Source organism: Microvirga sp. jy35 (assembly GCF_056148915.1).
Window position 1 is genome coordinate 1 of sequence record NZ_JBWBEW010000035.1, and the last position, 21813, is coordinate 21813.

Annotated in this window: 16 protein-coding genes; 6 read left to right on the forward strand and 10 right to left on the reverse strand. The window is 65.7% G+C overall.

All coding sequences use genetic code 11. From position 1 onward, the window contains the following. Window positions 1-294 precede the first annotated feature (294 nt). Window positions 295-1464, forward strand: coding sequence for a homoserine O-acetyltransferase MetX (gene metX / locus AC0QTX_RS20675; protein ID WP_474605748.1), 1170 nt, complete (start codon window positions 295-297; stop codon window positions 1462-1464). Between the two features lie 29 nt (window positions 1465-1493). Next, window positions 1494-2105, forward strand: coding sequence for a methionine biosynthesis protein MetW (gene metW, locus AC0QTX_RS20680; RefSeq protein ID WP_474605749.1), 612 nt, complete (start codon window positions 1494-1496; stop codon window positions 2103-2105). Window positions 2106-2372: 267 nt separating this feature from the next. On the opposite strand, the gene xerD is transcribed toward metW, so the two are convergent. Beyond that, window positions 2373-3305 carry a site-specific tyrosine recombinase XerD gene (gene xerD / locus AC0QTX_RS20685; protein WP_474605705.1) on the reverse strand — a complete coding sequence of 311 codons (933 nt, stop codon included), beginning with the start codon at window positions 3303-3305 and terminating at the stop codon, window positions 2373-2375. Next, window positions 3302-3451, reverse strand: a complete 150-nt coding sequence (locus AC0QTX_RS20690) for a histidine kinase (protein ID WP_474605706.1) — start codon at window positions 3449-3451, stop codon at window positions 3302-3304. Before AC0QTX_RS20690 ends, xerD begins: the two co-directional genes overlap by 4 nt. A 138-nt stretch (window positions 3452-3589) precedes the next feature. Here AC0QTX_RS20690 and AC0QTX_RS20695 point away from each other — a divergent pair, with 138 nt between their 5' ends. The 3 genes from AC0QTX_RS20695 to AC0QTX_RS20705 are packed head-to-tail and all read left to right on the forward strand — an operon-like array spanning window position 3590 to window position 6662. Next, window positions 3590-4222, forward strand: coding sequence for a shikimate kinase (locus AC0QTX_RS20695; protein ID WP_474605707.1), 633 nt, complete (start codon window positions 3590-3592; stop codon window positions 4220-4222). After that, window positions 4219-5358 (forward strand): 3-dehydroquinate synthase, encoded by a 1140-nt coding sequence (gene aroB / locus AC0QTX_RS20700; protein WP_474605708.1) that lies wholly within the window; start codon window positions 4219-4221, stop codon window positions 5356-5358. The genes AC0QTX_RS20695 and aroB overlap by 4 nt, the downstream gene beginning before the upstream one ends. A 5-nt stretch (window positions 5359-5363) precedes the next feature. Continuing rightward, window positions 5364-6662: an HlyC/CorC family transporter gene (locus tag AC0QTX_RS20705; RefSeq protein WP_474605709.1), complete on the forward strand. Its 1299-nt coding sequence runs from the start codon at window positions 5364-5366 to the stop codon at window positions 6660-6662. A 191-nt stretch (window positions 6663-6853) separates the two neighbouring features. Here the strand turns inward: AC0QTX_RS20705 and AC0QTX_RS20710 are convergent, their stop codons facing one another. The 6 genes from AC0QTX_RS20710 to AC0QTX_RS20735 form a co-directional block, all read right to left on the reverse strand. Next, on the reverse strand, window positions 6854-7723 hold the full coding sequence (locus tag AC0QTX_RS20710) for an alpha/beta fold hydrolase (RefSeq protein ID WP_474605710.1): 870 nt from the start codon (window positions 7721-7723) through the stop codon (window positions 6854-6856). After that, window positions 7720-9516, reverse strand: coding sequence for a glucan ABC transporter ATP-binding protein/ permease (locus AC0QTX_RS20715; protein ID WP_474605711.1), 1797 nt, complete (start codon window positions 9514-9516; stop codon window positions 7720-7722). Before AC0QTX_RS20715 ends, AC0QTX_RS20710 begins: the two co-directional genes overlap by 4 nt. Window positions 9517-9620: 104 nt before the next feature. Then, a complete protein-coding gene (locus AC0QTX_RS20720) occupies window positions 9621-11591 on the reverse strand; it encodes an ABC transporter ATP-binding protein/permease (RefSeq protein ID WP_474605712.1) in 1971 nt (656 codons plus the stop codon). A gap of 101 nt (window positions 11592-11692) precedes the next feature. Continuing rightward, complete coding sequence (locus AC0QTX_RS20725; RefSeq protein WP_474605713.1) at window positions 11693-12190, reverse strand: CAP domain-containing protein; 498 nt, start codon at window positions 12188-12190, stop codon at window positions 11693-11695. Next, the gene (locus tag AC0QTX_RS20730) at window positions 12187-14715 is read right to left on the reverse strand and encodes a DUF3772 domain-containing protein (RefSeq protein ID WP_474605714.1); all 2529 of its coding nucleotides are present in this window, start codon (window positions 14713-14715) and stop codon (window positions 12187-12189) included. The genes AC0QTX_RS20725 and AC0QTX_RS20730 overlap by 4 nt, the downstream gene beginning before the upstream one ends. Window positions 14716-14916: 201 nt before the next feature. Continuing rightward, window positions 14917-15207, reverse strand: a complete 291-nt coding sequence (locus tag AC0QTX_RS20735; protein WP_474605715.1) for a hypothetical protein — start codon at window positions 15205-15207, stop codon at window positions 14917-14919. 328 nt (window positions 15208-15535) lie between these two features. Between AC0QTX_RS20735 and AC0QTX_RS20740 the strand changes: the two genes are divergently transcribed. Beyond that, on the forward strand, window positions 15536-18286 hold the full coding sequence (locus AC0QTX_RS20740) for a glycoside hydrolase family 2 protein (RefSeq protein WP_474605716.1): 2751 nt from the start codon (window positions 15536-15538) through the stop codon (window positions 18284-18286). A 125-nt stretch (window positions 18287-18411) separates the two neighbouring features. On the opposite strand, the gene AC0QTX_RS20745 is transcribed toward AC0QTX_RS20740, so the two are convergent. Both AC0QTX_RS20745 and glf read right to left on the reverse strand, forming a co-directional pair. Continuing rightward, entirely contained in the window at window positions 18412-20583 is a 2172-nt protein-coding gene (locus AC0QTX_RS20745; RefSeq protein WP_474605717.1) for a family 1 glycosylhydrolase, read from the reverse strand. A 73-nt stretch (window positions 20584-20656) separates the two neighbouring features. Next, complete coding sequence (gene glf, locus AC0QTX_RS20750) at window positions 20657-21811, reverse strand: UDP-galactopyranose mutase (RefSeq protein WP_474605718.1); 1155 nt, start codon at window positions 21809-21811, stop codon at window positions 20657-20659. Window positions 21812-21813 lie beyond the last annotated feature (2 nt).

A 21813-nucleotide genomic window follows, 5' to 3' on the forward strand; every position in this document is an offset into this window, starting at 1 on the left:
GTCATCACCGGCCTTGTGCCGGTGATCTCGATTGAGAAGACCGCGGCGCCTTACATCATCGGGATGGCCGGCACAGGGCCGGCCATGACAAAGAGAGTGTCATTCCCGGAAGGACACAAAAGCGGAGGGGCAGGGAATCCATAGTGCTGAACGTGCAGGTGGATTTCCTTCCCGCACTTCGTGCGCCGGGGATGACACCAGCATGCTCGTCCTGTTGGAGCGTTCATGCGCGTTGACGCGACTGCCGCCGGGCAGTACCGATTGTTCGAAAGAACGAACATTTCCGCTGAAAGCATGTCCTTCGCCCCCCTTGTCTCCGAACCGCGAAACCAGGTCGACGACCCGTCGAGCCTGGTCATGCGCTTTGGCGCGGACGAGCCTCTGATGATGGACGCGGGCGTGGCGCTGAGTCCCTGGCAGATCGCCTACCAGACCTACGGCACCCTCAATGCGGACAGGTCCAACGCGGTCCTGATCTGCCATGCGCTCACCGGCGACCAGCACGTGGCGAACGACAACCCCGTTACGGGCAAGCCCGGCTGGTGGCTGACCATGGTCGGGCCCGGCAGGCCGGTGGACACGAACCGCTTCTTCGTGATCTGCGCCAACGTGATCGGCGGCTGCATGGGCACCACGGGCCCGGCTTCCATCAACCCGGCAACAGACCAGCCCTACGCGGTCGATTTTCCGGTCGTGACCGTTCCCGACATGGTGCGGGCCCAGGCGGCGCTCATCGACCGGCTCGGCATCGAGAAGCTGTTCTGCGTGGTCGGCGGCTCCATGGGCGGCATGCAGGTGCTGCAATGGGCCGTGAGCTACCCGGACCGGGTCTTCTCGGCCCTGCCCATCGCCACGGCCGCCCGCCATTCGGCCCAGAACATCGCCTTCCACGAGGTCGGCCGCCAGGCCGTAATGGCCGATCCCGAATGGCGCGGCGGGCGCTACCTGAACGAGGGCACACGCCCCTCCAAGGGTCTCGCCGTCGCCCGCATGGGCGCGCACATCACCTACCTGTCCGAAGTCGCCCTGCACCGGAAGTTCGGGCGCAACTTCCAGGACCGGGCCGCCCCCACCTTCTCCTTCGATGCCGATTTCCAGATCGAGAGCTACCTGCGCTACCAGGGCATCTCCTTCGTCGAGCGGTTCGACGCCAATTCCTATCTCTACGTCACCCGGGCGATGGACTACTTCGACATCGCGGCCGAGCATGGCGGTTCGCTGGCCAGGGCCTTCAAGGGCACGCCCACGCGCTTCTGCGTGATCTCGTTCACCTCCGACTGGCTCTTTCCCACCTCCGACTCGCGGGCCATCGTCCATGCGCTCAACGCCGCGGCCGCGTCCGTCGCCTTCGTGGAGGTGGAGAGCGACAAGGGGCACGACGCCTTCCTGCTCGAGGAGCCCGAGATGTTCGCAGCCGCCCGCGGCTTCATCGATGCGGCCGCGCGGGCCCGGGGGATCGCATGAGCCTGCCCGCCACCGTGCCCCTGACCGACATGGAGAGCGGCCACCGCCTCGATTTTCTGCTGGTCACCGACATGGTGGAGCCCGGCTCCCGCGTGCTCGACGTGGGCTGCGGCGACGGGGCTCTGCTCTCGCTCCTGCGCGACCGCAGGGGGGTCGACGGCCGCGGCATCGAGATTTCGCGCGAGGGCGTCAACGCGTGCCTCGCCAAGGGATTGCCGGTGATCCAGGGCGATGCGGACACGGATCTGGCCGATTACCCGGACGATGCCTTCGACTACGTGATCCTGTCGCAGACGATCCAGGCCACGCGCCAGCCCAGGGTGGTGCTGGAGCATCTTTTGCGCATCGGCCGCCGGGCCATCGTGTCCTTCCCGAATTTCGGCCATTGGCGGGTGCGCTTCGAGCTCGGCGTCCGGGGCCGAATGCCCATGACCGAGAACCTGCCCTATTCCTGGTACGACACCCCCAACATCCATTTCTGCACCATCCGCGACTTCGTGGAGCTGTGCCGGGAGGTCGGCGCCCAGATGGAGAAGGCCGTGGCGCTCAATGCCGGCGGCCAGCCCATGCGCGTGACCCTGCCCTGGTGGGTATGGAACCTGCTCGGGGACCAGGCGGTGTTTTTGCTGAAGCGGCGGTGAGGTTTCCCCTCTCTCTTGCGGGGAGAGGCAGGGGTGGGGGGTGGTCCGACCGGGTGAGACCGTTTCGTCATGGCCGGGCTCGTCCCGGCCCTCCCGATCAGGAAAAGCGCTTCGCTCTCCATGATCGGGATCACCGGCACAAGGCCGGTGATGACGAAGTAAGACCAGCATTGACGAGATTACCGAACACAGCGTCCGACTTTGCGACCCCCACCCGTCCGCTGCCGCGGCCATCCCTCCCCGCAAGGGGGAGGGAAGAAGAGAGTGCTACTCCCCGCCCTCCGCCAGCGGGTGCAGATCCCGCACCATGCTCTTCAGGCGCTCGTCGAGCACGTGGGTGTAGATCTGCGTGGTCGAAATGTCGGAATGGCCCAGCAGTTCCTGCACTATGCGCAAATCCGCCCCGTTCTGGAGCAGATGGCTCGCAAAGGCGTGGCGGAGCACGTGGGGGCTGACCTTGTCGGCGCGCAGCCCCGCGGCGCCTGCCACCGCCTTCAGGTCGCGGGCGAAGGCCTGGCGGGTGAGGTGGCCGCTTTCGCTGTCGGCCGGGAACAGCCAGGGGCCGGAGGCCTTCTTCTGCTCCTCCAGCAGGGCGAGGTAGGTGGTGGCTGCCTCCTTGGCCGCATCGGTGAGGGGCACGAGGCGCTCCTTGGCGCCCTTGCCGCGCACCACGAGGAAGCGGTCGCGGGTCTTGGCGGCGCTGCGCGGGAGCGCCACGAGTTCCGAGACGCGCAGGCCCGTGGCATAGAGCAGCTCGAGCAGGCAGGTCATGCGAGCGGCGCGCAGGCGCTCAGGTTGCGTGGCTTGCGGATGAGCAATCCCCTCGGAGGCCACCTGCAGCAGGCGATCCACCTCTGCGACGGAGAGCACCTTCGGCAGCGATCTTCCCCGCTTCGGGGCCGAGACGGCGGCGGTCGGGTCGGCGGGGGCATAGCCCTCCACGTAGAGGAACTTGTGGAACTGGCGCACGGCCGAGAGCCGGCGGGCGGCGGAGGAGGCTTTCAGTCCCCGCTCCTCGAGGCTTGCCATGAAGCCCCGGATGGTGGTGGAGGTTGCGCTGTCGGGCTGGGCGCCCGCCTCAGCGAGGAAGCTCAGGTAATCGTCGAGGTCGCGCCGGTAGGCATCGAGCGTGTTCTTGGAGGCGCCGCGCTCGGCGGCGAGCATATCGAGGAAAAGGCTGGCGTGGCGGGCGCCGCTCATGAAGACGAAGGCGAGCGGCTGGTCGGAACCGGGACGCTGATCTCCCGAGGGGCGGGATCGACAAGGGTCGCCAGGGCGAACATGGCGGCAAAGCCAAGGCCTGCGAGAATGGCGACGACGAGGAGAAACCGAAAGAGCGTGGGCACCTGAGCCTCTTGAACAATTGACCCGCTAGAACCATGCCGGGGCCTGGAAGGCAAGCCCCTCTCGATGGTTAAGTTTCGAAGGCTCGGAAGGTAACGCCCTTGTGACAGGCCGCCGCGCCCGTGCTAGGACATGGAGCCATGAACAAAATCAGCCGCTTCAATTCGCTCGATGAAGCAGGCGGGCAAGACCAGGCAAGCCAGCGCGGCCATCCCATCAGCCGCCTGCTCGGCACGCGATCGCTCGTGCTCGTCGGCCTCATGGGCGCCGGGAAGAGCACCGTGGGCCGCAGGCTCGCGCAGTCGCTCAAGCTGCCTTTCCGTGACGCCGATCACGAGATCGAGGCCGCGGCCGGCATGACGATTCGCGAAATCTTCGCCGTTCACGGCGAGGAGCATTTCCGTGACGGCGAACGTCGCGTGATCGCCCGCCTCCTGCAGGAGGGTCCGATCGTGCTGGCCACGGGCGGCGGCGCCTTCATGAACGAGGAAACCCGCCGGCGGATCGCCGAGCGGGGCATCTCGATCTGGCTCAAGGCCGATCTCGACGTTCTCATGCGCCGGGTGCGCAAGCGCTCGACCCGTCCCCTGCTGCAGAACCCGGACCCGGAGGGTACCATGCGCCGCCTCATGGAGCTGCGCCATCCGGTCTATGCCACGGCCGACATCACGATCGACTCCCACGAGGCTCCGCACGACAAGGTGGTGACCGAACTGATCAAGGTCCTGAGGGATTGGTTCGAGCACCAAAAGCAGGAGAGCGCCCGGACATGACCTCTGCCTCTGCCCGGATGGAAAGCCCGTCCCTGATCACGGTGCCGGTACCGCTCGGCGAACGGGCTTACGACATCCTGGTCGGGCGCGGCGCGATCGAGACCGCCGGCGCGCGCATCGCAGGCTTGAGCGCCCGCGCTGCCGCCATCGTGACGGACGAGCATGTGGGGCCTCTCTATGCCTCCGCGCTGGGGGCTTCGCTCGAAGCGCAGGGCCTGCGCACCTCGGTGATCACCCTGCCTCCCGGCGAGGCCACCAAATCCTATGCGAGCCTGGAGCGGGTCTGCGATGCGGTGCTGGCCGCGAAGATCGAGCGCGGCGACCTCGTGGTGGCGCTCGGCGGCGGCGTGATCGGGGATCTCGCGGGCTTTGCGGCCGCGGTGGTGCGCCGGGGCGTTCGCTTCGTCCAGGTGCCCACCACCCTGCTCTCCCAGGTCGATTCTTCCGTCGGCGGCAAGACCGGGATCAATTCGCGGCACGGCAAGAACCTCGTCGGCGCCTTCCACCAGCCGAGCCTCGTCATCGCCGACACGGCGCTGCTCGACACGCTCCCGTTGCGCGAAATGCGCGCCGGCTACGCCGAGGTGGTGAAGTACGGCCTCATCGACGACGCGCGCTTCTTTTCCTGGTGCGAGGCCAACTGGAAGGGCGTCTTCGCCGGCGGCCCTGAACGCGACGAAGCCGTGGCGCAGAGCTGCCGCGCCAAGGCCGCCGTGGTGGTGCGCGACGAGCATGAGAACGGCGACCGGGCGCTCCTCAATCTCGGCCACACCTTCGGCCATGCGCTCGAAAAGATCACGGCCTACGACTCCGCGCGCCTCGTCCATGGCGAAGGTGTCGCCATCGGCTTGGCCCTCGCCTTCCGCTTCTCCGCATCCCTTGGCCTCTGCCCGGTGGCTGATGCGGATCGCGTCGAGGCCCATCTGAAAGCCGCCGGGCTTCCCACGCGCCTGTCCCAGGTTCCGGGAGGCTGCGGCACGGTCGACGAGCTGCTCGATGCCATGGCTCAGGACAAGAAGGTGAAGGGCGGCGCCCTGACCTTCATCCTGGCTCGCGGCATCGGCCGGAGCTTCATTGCGCCGGGTATCGGGGCCCACGAGGTTCGCAGGTTCCTGGCAAGCGAGATCAACGCATAACGGTCATGGTCGAGGAATCATCCGGCAATCTCTGGCTCGCAGGAGCGGTGGTCGTTTTCTGCCTCCTGCTCTCGGCCTTCTTCTCGGCAAGCGAGACGGCCTTCACGGCGGCCTCCCGCTCCCGCATGCTGGTGCTGGAAAAGGGTGGCGACAAGCGCGCCAAGCTGGTGAACCGCCTGCTCGAGATGCGCGAGCGCTTCATCGGCACCGTGCTGATCGGCAACAACATCGTCAATATCGGCGTCTCGGCCTTCGCCACGAGCGTGCTGGTGGCGATCTTCGGCGACGAGGGCGCCATCTACGCCACGGTGATCATGTCGATCCTGGTGATCGTGTTCGCCGAGGTGCTGCCGAAAACCATCGCCATTTCCTCCTCGGACCAGGCGTCCCTGTTCCTCTCGCGACCCATGTCCTGGGTGGTGGCGTTCCTGGGACCGCTTGCCATTGCCATCGAGCGCATGGTGCGCCTCATGCTGCGGCCCTTCGGCATCCGGATCGGCGAGAACACGCCGATCCTCTCAGCCAGCGAGGAGATCCGCGGCCAGGTGGCCCTGCTTCACAAGGAGGGCGGCGTTGCGAAGGCCGATCGCGACATGCTGGGCGGCCTGCTCGACCTCAAGGACCTCTCCGTCTCGGAGGTCATGGTCCACCGCACCAAGATGCGGACGATCAACGCCGATCTGTCGTCCGAAGAGATCGTGCGCGAGGTGCTGTCCTCGCCCTATACGCGCCTGCCCCTCTGGCGCGAGAGCCAGGAGAACATCGTCGGCGTGCTCCACGCCAAGGACCTGCTGCGGGCGCTGGATGCGGTCGGCGGCGACGCGAGCAAGCTGAAGGTGGAGGCGATTGCGCTGGAGACCTGGTTCGTGCCCGACACCACCTCCCTGCGCGATCAGCTCAAGGCCTTTCTCGCGAAGAAGACGCACTTCGCCCTCGTGGTCGACGAGTACGGCGAGGTGATGGGGCTGATCACCCTCGAAGACATCCTCGAGGAGATCGTGGGCGACATCAAGGACGAGCACGACCTCTCCGTGCAGGGCGTGCGGCCGCAGCCCAACGGCTCGGTAAACGCGGACGGGGGCGTGCCGATCCGCGACCTCAACCGCGCCATGGACTGGAACCTGCCGGACGAGGAGGCCACCACCATCGCGGGCCTCGTCATCCATGAGGCGCGGGCCATTCCGGACACGGGCCAGATCTTCACCTTCCACGGCTTCCGCTTCCAGGTGCTGCGCAAGTCCCGCAACCGGATCATGGCAGTCCGGATCACGCCCCTGTCGCTGGTGCGCACAAGGGCTGAGTAAGTTCGAACCTCGTTCATAAAGCGCCGACAGCCCTCCTCCCCCTTGTGGGGAGGAGTTGGAGGTGGGGGTGTGAGCGCTGAACTGGACCAGCGTGACGCTCACACCCCCACCCTTGATCCCTCCCCACAAGGGGGAGGGAAAAGGCGCATGCATTCCCAAAGCGAACTAGAAGTGAATTAGAAACTGGCTTCTCAGGCCTTCAGGAACTCCACCAGCGCCGCGTTGACCGCCTCCGGCTCCTCGTGCTGAACCCAGTGGGTGGCGTTCTCGATCCAGCGGATGCTGCCTGTCTCGCTTAAGGAAAGGCTCGCCTCCGCCAGCCCCTTCTCCAGGAAACGGTCCTTGCTGCCCCAGATCACGAGGGTGGGTGCGCGCACAGTCGCATCCTTCATGTCGGGTTTGAACGGCAGGGCGCGGTACCAGTTCAGCATCGCCGTGAGCGCGCCGGGCTGCGACCAGGTTCTGTCGTAGATCCCGATATCGTCATCCGAGAACGTCCCCGGACGGCTCGTGCGCCGGAGCGCACGTTTAAGGCTGCGGTGGCCGTCGGCCGAGAGCATGGCTTCGGGCAGGAGCGGGATCTGGAAGAAGCCTACATAGAGGCTTCGCACCATCTGGCTCGGATGCGAGCGCATGTAGGCGCCGGCAACGTTCGGATGAGGCGCGTTGAGGATGGCGAGCTTCGACACGCGATCCGGATGGCGCGAGGCCGTCCACCAGGCCACGAGCCCGCCCCAGTCGTGACCGACCACGGAAAAACTCTGACGGCCCAGGGCGTCGGCCAGGCCGATGACGTCCTTGGCCAGGATATCGAGATCGTAAGCCCGCCGGCCTTCCGGCTTGTCGCTGAGATGGTAGCCTCGCTGATCCGGCACGAGCACGCGGAAGCCCGCGTCGGCCAGCGGCCCGATCTGGTAGCGCCACCCCCACCAGAATTCCGGAAAGCCGTGGAGGAGGATAACAAGAGGACCGTCCTCAGGACCCGCCTCGATGCCGTGCAGCGTGATGCCGTTGGTGCGGTAGCGATTGCCGGGCGTGCTGGGATCGAAGGTCTGCGTCATGCGTGCGCCGATACCTTCACGGGGCGCTTCGGCGGCTCCTCGGTAGCCATGAACTGCGCCCTGGCCAATTCCGCAAAGCGCCCGCCCCTGGCGACAAGCTCATCGAAGGTGCCGCTCTCGATCACCCGCCCCTGATCGAACACGAGGATGCGGTTGGCGTTGCGGATGGTGGCGAGGCGGTGGGCGATGACGAAGGTGGTGCGTCCCTTCATGACCTCGTCGAGGGCCATCTGCAGCTTGCGCTCGGTGGCGGCGTCGAGCGCGCTCGTGGCCTCGTCGAGGATCAGGATCGGCGGGTTCTTGAGCAGCGCGCGGGCGATCGACAGGCGCTGGCGCTCGCCCCCCGACAGGGAGCGTCCGCGCTCGCCGATCACCGTGTCGAGGCCGTCCGTCTGCCGCGCGATGAACTCGATGGCCTGCGCCCGCTCCAGCGCCTCGACCATCTCCCCATCCGTTGCATCGGGCCGTCCGACCTGCAGGTTCTCGCGGATGGTACGGGCAAACAGCATGGGCTCCTGGAACACCACGCCGATGTTCCGTCGCAGGGACGACAGGGTGACGTCACGGATGTCGAGCCCGTCGATCCGAATGCAGCCCGATTGCGGATCGAAGGCGCGATGCAGAAGACCCAGGGTGGTCGACTTGCCGGAGCCGGTCGCACCCACCAGCGCCACATTCTCTCCCTCGTGGACGGTAAAGGAGACGTCCTGCACGGCGGAGCGCTTTCCGTCATAGGAGAAGCTCACATTGTCGAAGACCACGTCGCCCGTATAGCGCTCCACGTCCTTGGCATTAGGGCGGTCGTGCACGACCGGCGCCGTGTCGAGGATCTCGAAGAATTCCTGCAGTTTCGGCGCCTGCATGAAGAGCTGGTTGATGAAGCTCACTGCCTGCTCCAGCCGACCGATCAGCATGGTCGCCATGCTCATGAACATGACGATCTCGCCGATCGTGGCGAGCCCGTTCAGATGCAGCCATGTGCCGAGCAGGAAGATCGCCGTGACCGTGATGGTGGCGGACGCCCGCGACGCGACTGCGGCCAGCGCCCACCAGGACAGAACCGGATTCTGTGCCTGGAGCAACTGGTGAATGATGGTTCTGAGCGACCTCGTCTCAGCCTCGACGCGGGTGAAGGACTGGATCACCGGCACATTGCCGAGCGCGTCGGAGGCATGCTCCGCAAGATTTGAGTGATACCGCTCGACGGAGCCCTGCAGGGTCTCGGTCTTGCGCAGGACGATCGCCGTCAGCACGGCAAACACGGTGACGAGCGCAACGAGCAGAAGTCCGAGGCGCCAGTTCAGGAACACGGTGAGCGGCAGCAGCACGACGAGCGCAATCAGGGCGGACATGTGCTCGCGGAAGAAGCCGAGCCACAGCCACGACATGCTGCCCGACCCTTCCAGCATCACCTTCAGGACGCGGCCCGAATGAGTGGAGGTGTGAAAGGCGAGCGGCAGTTCGAGCACGTGCTCGAAGTAGTTCGCCACCACGGCGAGGCGCCGGCGGTGGGCGAGCCGGTCCGCATGCAGCGCCACGAGAGCGCCCGCCGCGATGGAAAACAACCCGAAGGCCACCCAGGCGAGGATGAGCGGCGTCAGGACCCCGAAGGTCACGGGCGGCGTGCCCGGCAGCTGACCACGGGTGAGCACGTCGATGATGCGGCCGAACAGGATGGGCTCAGCGAAGGCAGAGATCGCCAGCGCCACATTGGCCAATGCAAGCACCGCGCCGACCCGGAGATCGGACCCGAGCTCGCCGAGAACACGGATATAGAGCCTGATCAGCCGCATGGGGATGACTCTGCCAAGGGAAGGGACCTTAAGGTGGAAACTCCTCTCGCGATAGAGAGTTGCGTCTCGAGAGGGCTCACGCCGGCGCGCTCCGCCTTCATGCATCAGCCCTCATGGGCATGAGCCGGCCGCAGCTTCCGCCGGAAGCGGCCGATCCATCGCGGCCCCAGCTTCGGCTGCGAAGGACGCATCGGACGGGCCAGAAGAATGGCGCCTTCGCTGGTCTTGCGGATATGCAGGGTGCGGGTGTGGAACGCCTCCAGTCCGGGCCGGTGCCCGATGGACAGCACGCTTGCACCCTTCAGCTCATTCTCGAACAGAGCCAGCATGGACGCTTGGTTCTCCTCGTCGAGGGCGGACGTGGCCTCGTCCATGAACACCCATTGCGGCTTGTGCAGGATCACCCGGGCAAAGGCCACCCGCTGCTGCTGACCGAGCGACAGGCTGCGGTCCCAGCGCTCGTGCCGGTCGAGCATGTCGAGGAACTCGCCGAGGCCGCAGCGCTCGAGCGCCGCCCGAACGTCGTTGTCGTCGAACGTGTCGGGCGAGGCCGGATAGCTGATGGCGGCCCGCAGGGTTCCCAAGGGCAGGTAGGGGCGCTGCGGCAGGAACATCATCTGCTCGGGCCTGGGAACGCGAACCTTGCCGGAGCCCCAGGGCCAGAGACCGGAAATGGCACGGAAAAGCGTGCTCTTGCCGGCCCCCGATTCACCCATGATCAGCACCCGCTCGCCGGGCTTGATCTCGGCCGTCGCGTCCTCGATCAGGATGCTGCCGTCGTTGAGCGCGATCGACACGCCCTCGAAGCTGAGCCAGCCTTTGGGATGCGGGGCAATGTCGATCCGGCGGTTCTCGGCCGCGACCTCATCGAGATCCAGGGCCGCCTGCCGGAACGTGGCGACGCGCAGCACCGCCGAACGCCAGTCGGCGATCTTCGGGAAGTTGTCGACGAAGTAGCGCAGGGCCGACTGCACCTGATTGAAGGCACCCACCACCATCATCATCTCGCCGAAGGAGAGGCGTCCCGCGAAGTAATCCGGCGCGGCTGCGAGGATCGGCACCACGATGGCGAGCCAGCCATAGCCCGAGGTGATCCAGGTGAGCCGGGCGAGGCCGCTGGACAAGCGCCGGGAGGACTTCAACACGGCTTCGACGAACTCGTCCAGGCTGCGGCGCTCGTCGGGCTCGCCGTTATACAGCGCGACACTCTCGGCGCTCTCGTTCACGCGCACGAGCGCGAAGCGCAGATCGGCCTCGCGGGCATAGCGCTCGGTGTTGAGCCGGATCAGCGGACGGCCGACGAGCCAGGTGAGACCCGAGCCGATGCCCGCATAACCCACTGCGACCCACACCATGTAGCCGGGGATCGTGATGGCGTTGCCGGCAATGGTGAAGGTGACGGGGCTCGACAGGCCCCAGAGCACGCCGATGAAGCTGACGAGCAGCAGAAGCGCCTGCAGCATGCCGACCCCGAGCTCCGTCGAGAGCTCGGAGAAGAGGCGGCAATCCTCCTGCATGCGCTGATCCGGCTGCGACCCGCTCTTGCCCATGAAGCCGAGCTGGTAGGCGTGGTTAGGCTTGAGCCAGAGGTCGAGCAGCACCTGGGTGAGGCGCTGCCGAAGGCGGATCTTGAGGCGCTCCTGCAGCCAGGTCTGCGCCACCACCAGAGCGAGCAGAACGGCGACAATCACCAGGAAGACCAGGAGCTGATCGAAGAACGCCGAGGTGGCGCGCTTCTCCACCGCGTCGAAGAAGGCGCCGTTCCATTGGTTGAGCCGCACCTGGCCGAACATGTTGCCGATGAGGACAACGAGGATGGCCACGGAAAGCCGCAGCATGGGCCAGCCCTTCCGGCCCCGGAGCATGTCGCGAAACAGCGCATAGAGCTCCCGACCGATGCTGGGTTTCGCCTCGGAGGTTGCATCATCAGCGTGCTGGGGATCGGGCTCGTGCGCCGCAGCTTTCCTTGCTTCCTTGGCCAGCGTGTTGTCCTGACCGGGACCGACTTCCTGTTCACGTCCAGTCACCGGCGGCGGGGGCACTTGCCTGCCCAATTTCGGGTCGAAGTCCGGCATGTTACAAAACGCGCACTCGTAAAGCTTGAGAGTTCCTCAAGCTAAAGCCCGCTAACATGTGTTAAGTTCCGGAACCTGCCGTCTCGGATTGCCGCAGGCGATCAGCGCTTGTCGGACGCGACGGCCAGAGCCCAATAGACCTTGTACTTGGAATTCGGCGCATACGCCGTGGCGATGCCGATCCGGGTCGCCCTGGCGTCGAGGAGCACCCGGTTGTGCGGCGGGCTCTCGCGCCAGCCGGAAAAGGCCTCGGCCAGGGTGTGATAGCCGGCGGAGAGGTTTGCGGCCGGCTGGGCAAAACCCGTGGAGGCAAGCCGCGCCTTGAAGCTCTCGGCGGAGCTCGGCTTGTCGGCCCTCGCCATGGCGTCGGCTTCGGCCTGCGCGGCAGCCTGGAGATCCGGATCGAGAGCTAGGGGGCGCAGGCCGTTGTTGCCGCGATAGGCGCTGATCATGTCGCGCGCCATGGCGGCATCCACCTCAGCCCCGGCCTTGGCCATGGAGACGTAGAAGCTCGGGGTCTGGCCCCGCGTGACGGGCTTCTCGCTCTGGCAGGCGGCCACGGCGAGGGCGGACAGGCTGATGAGAATGAGACGCTTCATGCGGGCGTCTTATCCTTGAGAAGGGTTAAGGTTTCGTCCTCCTTCTCGTCCGGTTTCGGAGTTTTCGGCTCTTCCTCAGGCTCCGGAGCCGGTGCAGGCGCCGGAGCCCCGATGCCGGCCCGGCGCAGGCCGCGGAAGATCTCGAAGTAGAGCTCGCTCGACACGCGGCCGGCCGCATCGATGTCGTCGACGAAGCAGACCAGGTCGAAATCGATGGTGTTTTCCGTCACCTTCTTGAACAGCACGCGCGGATTGGGCTCGCTCATCACCTCCCGGTGCGCCAAGGCCGCCTTGCGCATGATCTCCGCCACCTGATCCGGATCGGAGGAGCGGGGAACCGGAACCGACACGAGCACGCGACCCACGCGATCGTTGCGCACGCGGTTGCGCACGATGCCGGAGATCAGGTTCGAGTTCGGCACGATGAGCATTGAGCGGTCGAAGGCCTGGATCTCGGTGGAGCGCACGTTGATCCGGCGCACATAGCCCTCGCCGTCGCCCACCACCACGAGGTCGCCCACGCGGATCGGGCGCTCCCACAGCAGGATCAGGCCGGAAATGAAGTTGTTGACGATGGATTGCAGGCCGAAACCGATACCCACCGACAGCGCGCCGGCCACGATGGTGAGCCGCTCCAGGCTCAGGCCCAGATAGGTGAAGGCCACGACGCCCGCGGTGATGATGCCTACATAGCCCGCCGCCGTGCGGATGGAGTTGCGCAGGCCCGCATCGAGATCGGTGGCCGGCAGGAAGGTGTTGTCGAGCCAGCGCTGGATGATGCGCGTGATCGTGAACCCGCCGGCAAAGAGCAGGGCCGCGATCAGAATCGACGACAGGGAGATGGTGACGTCGCCAACGTTGAATCCGAAGAACAGGGCCCTGAGCGACCCCGTCACGTCGGCCGATTCGATGCCCCAGGGCAGGAGCACGAGCAGGATGGCGACAATGATGAGCGCGAGGCGCGCAACGCCGCTCACCAGGATGCCGATCTGCTCCAGGGAGCGGCGGCGCAGGCCCGTATTGGCCTGCAGCGTCGTGGCGATCCGGCTCTGGCCCCGCAGGGAACCGCCGATGAACTCGTCGGCGAACGCGATGCCGAGAACCAGAAGGGCGATGATGATGGAAATCCCGACCGCCTGGTCGACCAGGAAGGAGGCCAGGGCGATGTAGCCGCCCACCACGCTGCCGATGATCAGGGCCACGATGAACCAGCCGAGGCTGCGCAGGGGGCCGCCGATGTCGACCTCCTGCGGAACGTACGGCCCGAGGCAGGCCTCGTCCTGAGTCTCCCGGGCCGCGAACCGGCGCAGGAGCTCGGCGAAGACGAGAGCCGCCGCGAGGGCAAAGACCGCCCGGGTGATCACCGTGATGGGAAGGGCGGCGGCAATGGCCTTGTTGAAGGCCTCGATCACCTTGCCGACGACCATGACGGTCGCGAGGGTGACGGAGAAGCTCATGATCCGGGTGGCGGAGGCATCCCGCACCGGGATCAGCCGCCACGAGGTGTGATCCGGCGCCAGGATGGCGTCGATCAGGGCGCGCACGAAGGCGATGAAGGCCAGCCCGCTCAACAGCGCCTTGCCCACCTGCTCCAGCCGGGGCGGCGCAATATCGGCGGAGTCGAAGGCGACCCAGACGATCCAGCTTCCCGCAATGGCCGGGCCTGCTCCAAGAACAAGGACGCCGAGCGCCGCGAGCAGGCGGCTGCGGCGGGACGGATCGTTGATGGCCCGGTCGCGCCGCACGAGCCGCGGGGCAATGTAACGCCGGCCGGCATAAAGAGCGATCGCCGCGCCGATGGCCAGCCCGAGAAGGAGCAGGACCCCGAGGGACGTGCTGCGCCGGAGCTGATCCAGGGCATCCTCGGCGATGAGGCCCAGCGCCCGGAGCTCCCGCGGTACGGCCTGCACCACATTCATCCAGAGGCCCGGGCTGAACAGGCCGTCGCTCTGCTCGAACAGGGCGCGGGTGAAGCCCGTCCGGCGCAGGTCCCCGATCTGGGTGCTCAGCTGCTCCGCCTGCACCAGCAGGGCGCGGCCGAGGCGCTGGGTCTCGTCGAGTTCCGCCACCGCCGCTTCGCGCTCCGCGCGGTCCCGGGCGACGTCGGCGCTCTCCTCGGGCTGCCCCTTCTCGGGCTTCGGCCCAAGCTGGCTCAGGCGCTGCTTGCTGGCCTCGAGCCTTGGTGTCTGCTCGTCGACGATGGTGCGGATATCGGCGATGATCGGCTCGATCTGCTGCCGGATGGCCTGCAGATCCCCGTCCGACATGGTCCGGCCCTGGATCGCCGCCTCCTTCTGCTCGAGATCGGCCTTGTAGCCGTCGAGCTTGGCGCGGGCGGCCTTGGTCTCCGCGGAGATCGTCGCCGGCGCGGGCGCAGGCGCCGCCGAGGGCTGGGGTTGCGCCGGAGCTTGCGTCTGAGGATTGGGAGCAGTCTGCGCCTGCTGCGCGTCGGACGTGCCGCCGGCCGCGAGGGCCAGCACGATCACGGCAGCCCGGAAGAGCCGCTTGAGGCCAATACTCGTCATTCGGTCTACCCTATCGCATTCCCTGGAGCATGGAGCCGTTCCGATGCTCCGACGCTGCCGGTTCCGCTCTTCGCACGAAGCTCGAGCGGGCCGGTTCTTTGCGAATCATTACGGCGAAAACTCGCCGCAGGGCAGACCAAGCGCAACAAAAAAGCCGGGGAGGCCGTGATGCCTCGCCCGGCTGCCGTCAGGGAAGCCTTGTTACTGCTTCGGAGCCTCGTTGGCCGAAGGCTGTGCATTGGGCGCCGGATAGGCCGGATTCGAGGGCGAAATCCGGTTGGTGGGGTTGGCATTGGACGAGCCGGTCGTTGAGCCTGTCGTGGCTGAGCGGGCAGCATCCGTGCCCGGATCGTCGGGCGAGGTCGATCCAACCCAGATCATGTACCCGCCAACGGCAACGGCGAGGAGCAGGAGCGAGCCGATCAGAACGCCCAGAACCGGGCGGCCTGAACCTCCCTGGCGGGTACGATCGTCGGGGATCATTTGAGCCATTTCCAGTCTCTTTCAAAAGGGTTGTCTGTCGGGCGAGCGGCAAGGCTCGGCATTATCAGGGCAACGCCAGATGGCAGAGGCGGTTCCTGCCGAATCCGATCCTGGCCATTCGGCGTTCCGTATGTCTCTGCCGTCTGGATCCAATGAAGCTCTTTCCCGTTGTCCGACACGGGCCGCCAATCACGGTCAGAGACGAGGGGCCGATGGGTCGAGCAAGCGCGCGTGCACGAGGTGTCGCAGGGCAGGCAACTGCCTCCGCCGGGCTGCTCTCAGCCATGTTTTCGCCGTTTTCGAGACCCTTGGGTAATCTCTGATTCAAGGAGAGATCATGCTGGACAATCGCATCAGTCTGGACGGGACTTGGGAATTTTTGCATGTGGCCGACGACCGTCTCGCTGGCCCGGCGGAGGTTCGCCAGATCACGGTGCCCAGTCCTTGGCAGGCCCAGTTCGCGGACCTGCGCATGCGCGCCGGCATCGGCATCTATCGTCGGACAATCCAAGTCGAGGAGGATTGGCTCCACGACAGCGTCTGGATCCGCTTCGGCGCCGTGTTCCACAATACGAAGGTTTTCGTGAACGGCGAGGCTGTGGGCCACAACGAGGGCGGCTTCCTGCCGTTCTCCTTCGACGTGACCCCCCACCTGAAGCCGGGCGCAAACGAGATCAAGGTCCGGGTCGACAGCCCGACCGACAACCCGGCCGAGTTCCCGGACTCGCCGTTTGCCGAAATTCCTTTCGGCAAGCAGAGCTGGTACGGCCCCCTGTCCGGCATCTGGCAGTCGGTCTATCTCGAGCGCCGCATTCCCGATCACATGAGCCGCGTGCGCCTCGTGCCCAACCTCACCACGGGCCGCGTGACCTCCGGCGTGTTCTTCGCGCGTCCGCTCACCGACGCGACGCAGATCCGCATCCGGGTGACCGATCCGTCGGGCGACGTGGTGCTCGACGAGATGCACGAGACGCAGGTGGGCGTCACCTCGATGCCGTTCGAGTTCACCCTCGACGATGTGAGAGCCTGGTCGCCCGATCATCCGAACCTCTATCGGATCACCCTGGAGCTGATGCGCGGCGGCGAGGTGAGGGACGAGATCGGCGACAATTTCGGATTCCGCTCCATCGAGACCCGAAACGGCAAGTTCTACCTCAACGGCGAGCCGCTCTACATCCGTTCCGCGCTTGATCAGGATTACTATCCGGACACGATCTGCACCGTGCCGTCGGTGGAGTTCCTGGAGGATCAGTTCCGCAAGGCGAAGGAGATGGGGCTCAACTGCCTGCGCTGCCACATCAAGGCGGCGGATCCGCGCTACTACGAGGTGGCGGACCGGATGGGCCTGCTCATCTGGACCGAACTGCCCAACGGCGGCATGGCCACCGACCGCTCGCGCGGCCGCAAGGAAAAGCTCCTGAAGGGCATCGTCGACCGCGACTGCAACCATCCGTCGATCGTCATCTGGACGATCATCAACGAGAACTGGGGCGTCGACCTCGTCAACGATGCGGACCATCGCGACTGGCTCAAGCGCACCTTTGCCTGGCTGAAGGCCTACGACCCCACGCGCCTCGTGGTCGACAACTCGCCGCTCGCGCCGAGCTTCCACGTGGAATCCGACATTGCGGATTATCACTTCTACGCTGCCTATCCCGATCACCGGGAGCAGTGGGACCAGTTCGTGGACGAGCTGTCGGGCCGCGCCTCCTGGCTCTACTCGCCCCATGGCGATGCGGTGATCACCGGCCGCGAGCCGCTCATGTGCTCCGAATTCGGCAACTGGGGCCTGCCTTACCCGAAGGACCTGCGCGACGAGAAGGGCGAGGAGCCCTGGTGGTTCGAAACCGGCCACGACTGGGGCGAGGGCGTGATGTACGCCCACGGGGTCGAGAACCGCTTCTCGGACTGGAGCCTGGACCGGGTGTTCGGGGACCTGCGCCGGTTCGTGATCGCGGCCCAGTGGCAGCAGTTCCGCGCGCTGAAGTATGAAATCGAAGCGATGCGGCGCAAGCCGAGCCTTGCGGGCTACGTCATCACCGAGCTGCACGACTGCCATTGGGAGTCGAACGGCCTGCTCGACATGCGCCGCAATACCCGCGTGTTCCACGAGCTGTTTCCCATCGTCAACTCGGACACGGTGATCGCCCCCAAATGGGAGCGCGCCTCCTACTGGTCCGGCGAGAAGGCATCCCTTGGTCTGGCCATCGCCCATGGCGCCGGGCCCGTGCTCGAGGATTGCACGCTGGAGATCTCGCTCGGCGGCGAAACCCAGTCGCTCCCCCTGCCCCGCATCGAGGCGCCGGACGTCTTCGACCTGGGGCGTGTCGAGATCCAGCTGCCTCAGATGGACGAGCCGTCCCTGCGGCGGATCAATTTCGATCTGCGCGCCCCCAACGGGCGCGCGATCGCGCACAATCACCATGACATCGCCATCCATCCCAAGCGCAGCCGGCCCGCCCATGCACGCGAGCTGGTGTGGTCGCCGGACGATGATATCCGCGAGCATTTCCGGGCCCTGGGCTACACCCTCGCCCGAGCCTTCGAGGAATCGACCCTCGTCGTCGCCCGCACGCACAACAAGGCGATTGCCGACCATGTGCGCGCCGGCGCCAAGCTCCTGCTGCTGCCGGAAAGCGACATGAGCCTCTACCCGTTCTTCCCGCATTGGCAGGCGGTGAAGGTGCAGGCCCGTCACGGGACGTTGTGGTCGGGCGACTGGGCGTCGTCCTTCGGGTGGCTGCGGCGTGCCGGTCATTTCGCGCGCTTCCCGTCCGGGCCGCTGCTCGACGAGACCATGGACCGGGTGCTGCCGGATTACGTCATCTCAGGCTGCAACCTGCTCGACTTCCAGGCGCGGGTCTTCGCCGGTCTCGTGGTCGGCTGGATCCACAAGCCGGTGGCGCTCGGCGTCGAGCGCTCCTATGGACGCGGCCGCCTCGTCGCCTCGACCCTGCGCCTGATGCGGGATGCGCCGCTTGCTGACCCGACGGCGACGATGCTCACGGATGCCCTGGTGGAGCTCGCGGTCGAGTCGCGGGCAGCCCGTCTCGAGGAGGCGGTCCGGGCCGCGGAAGCGGCTGCATAAGGCGCCTCGATAATGTGCGACAAAGGGCGGTGCAGACATCCCTGCACCCCCCTTTGCGTTTTTTAGACCAAAAAGGAATGGCCGGCACGTGTCCGGCCATTCCTGTCGTTTCTTGAGCCGAGGGATTACTCGGCTGCCACCCTCATGACGCCGTCCGACCACTCGACCTCATTGTCGGCAAAGAATCGGTCGAGAGCACTGTCGAGGCGCGGCATGAGAATGCCGCGTTCGGTGGCAAGCGCCGTGTTGAGTGCCGGCAGATCGCCCTCATCGGTGACGAGGCCGGGATCGAAGCCTACACGCTCGGCCACGCTGGCTGCGAGATCCCGCCAGGAGGTCTCGCCGATATTGGCCATGTGCCAGATGCCCGCGCCGCCATCGAGCAGAAGATCCAGGGAGGTATTCACGAGATCGGGCACGTAAGTGGGCGACACCACGTCGAGGCTGGCCTCCACCCCTTCTCCCTTGCTTAGGGTATTGAGAATGGACCAGACGAAGTTGTAGCGGTCCCAGGGTCCGAAGAAGGCGCTCGTGCGCAGGATGAGCGCCTTGTCATGGGCTTCCAGAACCCGACGCTCCGCCTCGGCTTTGCTCTCGCCATAAACCGTGGTCGGATTGACCGGATCGCTCTCCACATATGGCCTGTCGAGCGAGCCGTCGAAGACGAGATCGGACGAGAAGGTCACGAGCGGTATGCCGAGATCGGCGCACACCTTCGCGAGCACCTCGGCGCCCCTGGTGTTTTCACGGAAGCAGGCCTTCCGGTCGTTCTCGGCCTCTGCGACGCGCACATAGCCGGCGGTGTTGATCACCGCCCAGGGCCGGTGGCAGCCGAGAGACTCCGCTACGCTCTTGGCATCGGCGATATCCATGTGCTGCCGCGAGAGCAGCACATGGTTGAGCCCGCGAAAGTCGCACAGGCGCGAATAGGCGCGACCCAGGGTTCCGGTAGCGCCCGTGATCAGCAGCTGGCGCGGCTCGTCGGCCAGCCAGCAGGATTTCGACTGCCGTGACGGACGCTTGTAGAAGCGGATGTCTCGCCGCCACCAGCCGGCCCGATCGAGCACCGGATGGTCGAACGTTCCGGTCTTAGCAAGCGCCTCCGCGGCATGAGCAAGCACCGTCCTGCGGGGCTCGGGCGACCTCACGTCGAAGGGCCCCGGCTCATAGAAGCCGTTGCGCTGGGTGAGAAGGCTGTTCCAATCCACAGTGCCGAACAGCGACCAGACGGTCACGGCCCGGATGTCGGCTCCTTCATCGCGCAGCGTATTGACGTCGTTCCAGACCTGCATGAGCCAACGCAGCTGCTCGTCACGGGTGCTCCCGTGGTGAGCCTCCGTCACGGCGATGGGCCGCCGGTAGCGCTCCCACACCTCCCGCAAACGGGCAGCCGGGCCAAGACCATGGATCGGCAGCGGCATGCGCACGGCTTCCGCATCTGCATATTCATGCCGGCCGTTCCCGCCCCAGTGGTGTTCCGGGTAGCGGTTCTTGCGCTCGTCGAGATACCGCTCGCTGGTGAGGTAGTGATTGATCCCGATGATGTCGGGTGCCGCATCCGCCTCAAGAAAGAGCTCCAGATCGGCTTGCGCGACACCGCACTTGAGGAAGATGTCCCACCAGGGATGGCTTCGGTCGACCATGCCGCACAGGAGGTCGAAACTCAGGAAGCGGCGCTGGTTCTCATGCTCGGCCTGATAGGCAAGTGTCGGCGTCGAAAAGGACTTGCCCATGTCATCCGTCTGCACGAGCTGCGCATCGAAGCGCACCTTGCGGATGGCCCGCATGGACAGAACGGTCGCCTTGCACTCGTTGACCAGGATCTTGAGGAAAGACTCGTAGCTTGTGCCGTGCGGATGCCAATGCCCGTAAAGGCCGCAGAAGCGGGCTGTGGTGAGCGGCTCGTTGACCGGCGTGTAGAGATCCAGATGCGGATAGCGCTCAGCCACGTTGGCGGCATGGCGCGCCAGAAGCTCGGGCCATGCGGGATCGAGCATGTGGGTGTAGCGGGGGCCGCTGCCGTGATGGCATAGACCCGCGATGGGGCGGATGCTCAGCTCTTGAAGCCGTTGAAGGCGCGTATCGTGCCAGGAGAAGTCCGTCCGGTCCGGGCTCTCGGGGGAGATCTTCTCCCAGAGCACCGGGTGACGGAGCGTGCGGATCCCGAGCTCGGCGATGCGATCGAGATCCTCGATGCGATCGTGATGACCGGTCTCCAGGCTTTGGTCGCGGTAATCGTCGCCTACTCTTGCGACAGTACATTCCAAACCGCCCCAAAGCTCTAGTGGTCCCTTCATCTTACAACTCCGAGCTATTTCACTAAGCGTTCTACAACAATTCTTAGCGCGGATTGTTCGATGTCTTTTCTCATCACGAAACCAGACCTGCCGAGGCCGACACGACCTTGACGGCCGAGGTGTCCGCGCCGACGGGCAAGGACTCGTTGATGCGCCGGAAGGTGGCGAGCGCCTGGCCGACGATCTGGTCCATGTTGTAGTAGCGGTAGGTGGCGAGACGACCCACGAACCAGACGTCCGGGGTGGCGAGCGCCAGCCGCTCGTACTTCTTGAAGAGCTCCTGGTTCTCCGCCTTCGGGATCGGATAGTACGGGTCGCCTTCGGCCGACGGGTACTCGTAGGTGAGCGCCGTCTTGGAATGCTCCTGGCCGGTCAGGTGCTTGTATTCCGTCACGCGGGTGTAATCGTTGGTCTGCGGGAAGTTCACCACGCCGACCGACTGGTGCCAGGGCTTGTCGAGCGTCACGTGCTCGAAGCGCAGCGAGCGGTAGGGCAGCTTGCCGAACTGGAAATTGAAGTACTCGTCGATCGGTCCGCAATAAATGACGCGACGATGCGGGATGACATTCTTGACGTCGTCATACTCGGTCTGCGTCATGATGTCGATATTCGGATGGCTCACCATCTTCTCGAACATCCGGGTATAGCCGTGCTTCGGCATGAACTGGAACTCGTCCGTAAAGTAGCGGTCGTCCCGGTTCGTGCGGGTCGGCACGCGCGAGGTCACGGACTTGTCGAGCTCGGACGGGTCGAGGCCCCATTGCTTGCGGGTGTAGCCGCGGAAGAACTTCTCGTAGAGCTCTCGCCCGACGACGGAGACCACCACGTCCTCGGATGTCTTGATCTCGCCGGTCTTTTCGGCCCGCTCCGCGAACCAGTCCTGCAGCTGCTCGGAGGTGAGGTTCAGGCCATAGAGCTTGTTCACCGTGTCGAGGTTGATCGGGATCGGCACCTGCATGCCGTCCACCTCGGCCAGCACCCGGTGCTCGTAGAAGCGCCATTCGGTGAAGCGGGAGAGATGATCGAAGATCTGCTTGGAATTGGTGTGGAAGATGTGCGGTCCATACTGGTGGATCAACAGCCCGTCATCGTCGTAGCGATCATAGGCGTTGCCGCCGATATGGGGACGACGGTCGATGAGGAGGACGCGCTCGTTGCGCTCGTTCGCAAGTCGTTCGGCCAGAACGCTGCCCGCAAAGCCGGCGCCGACAATCAGCCAGTCATACATTC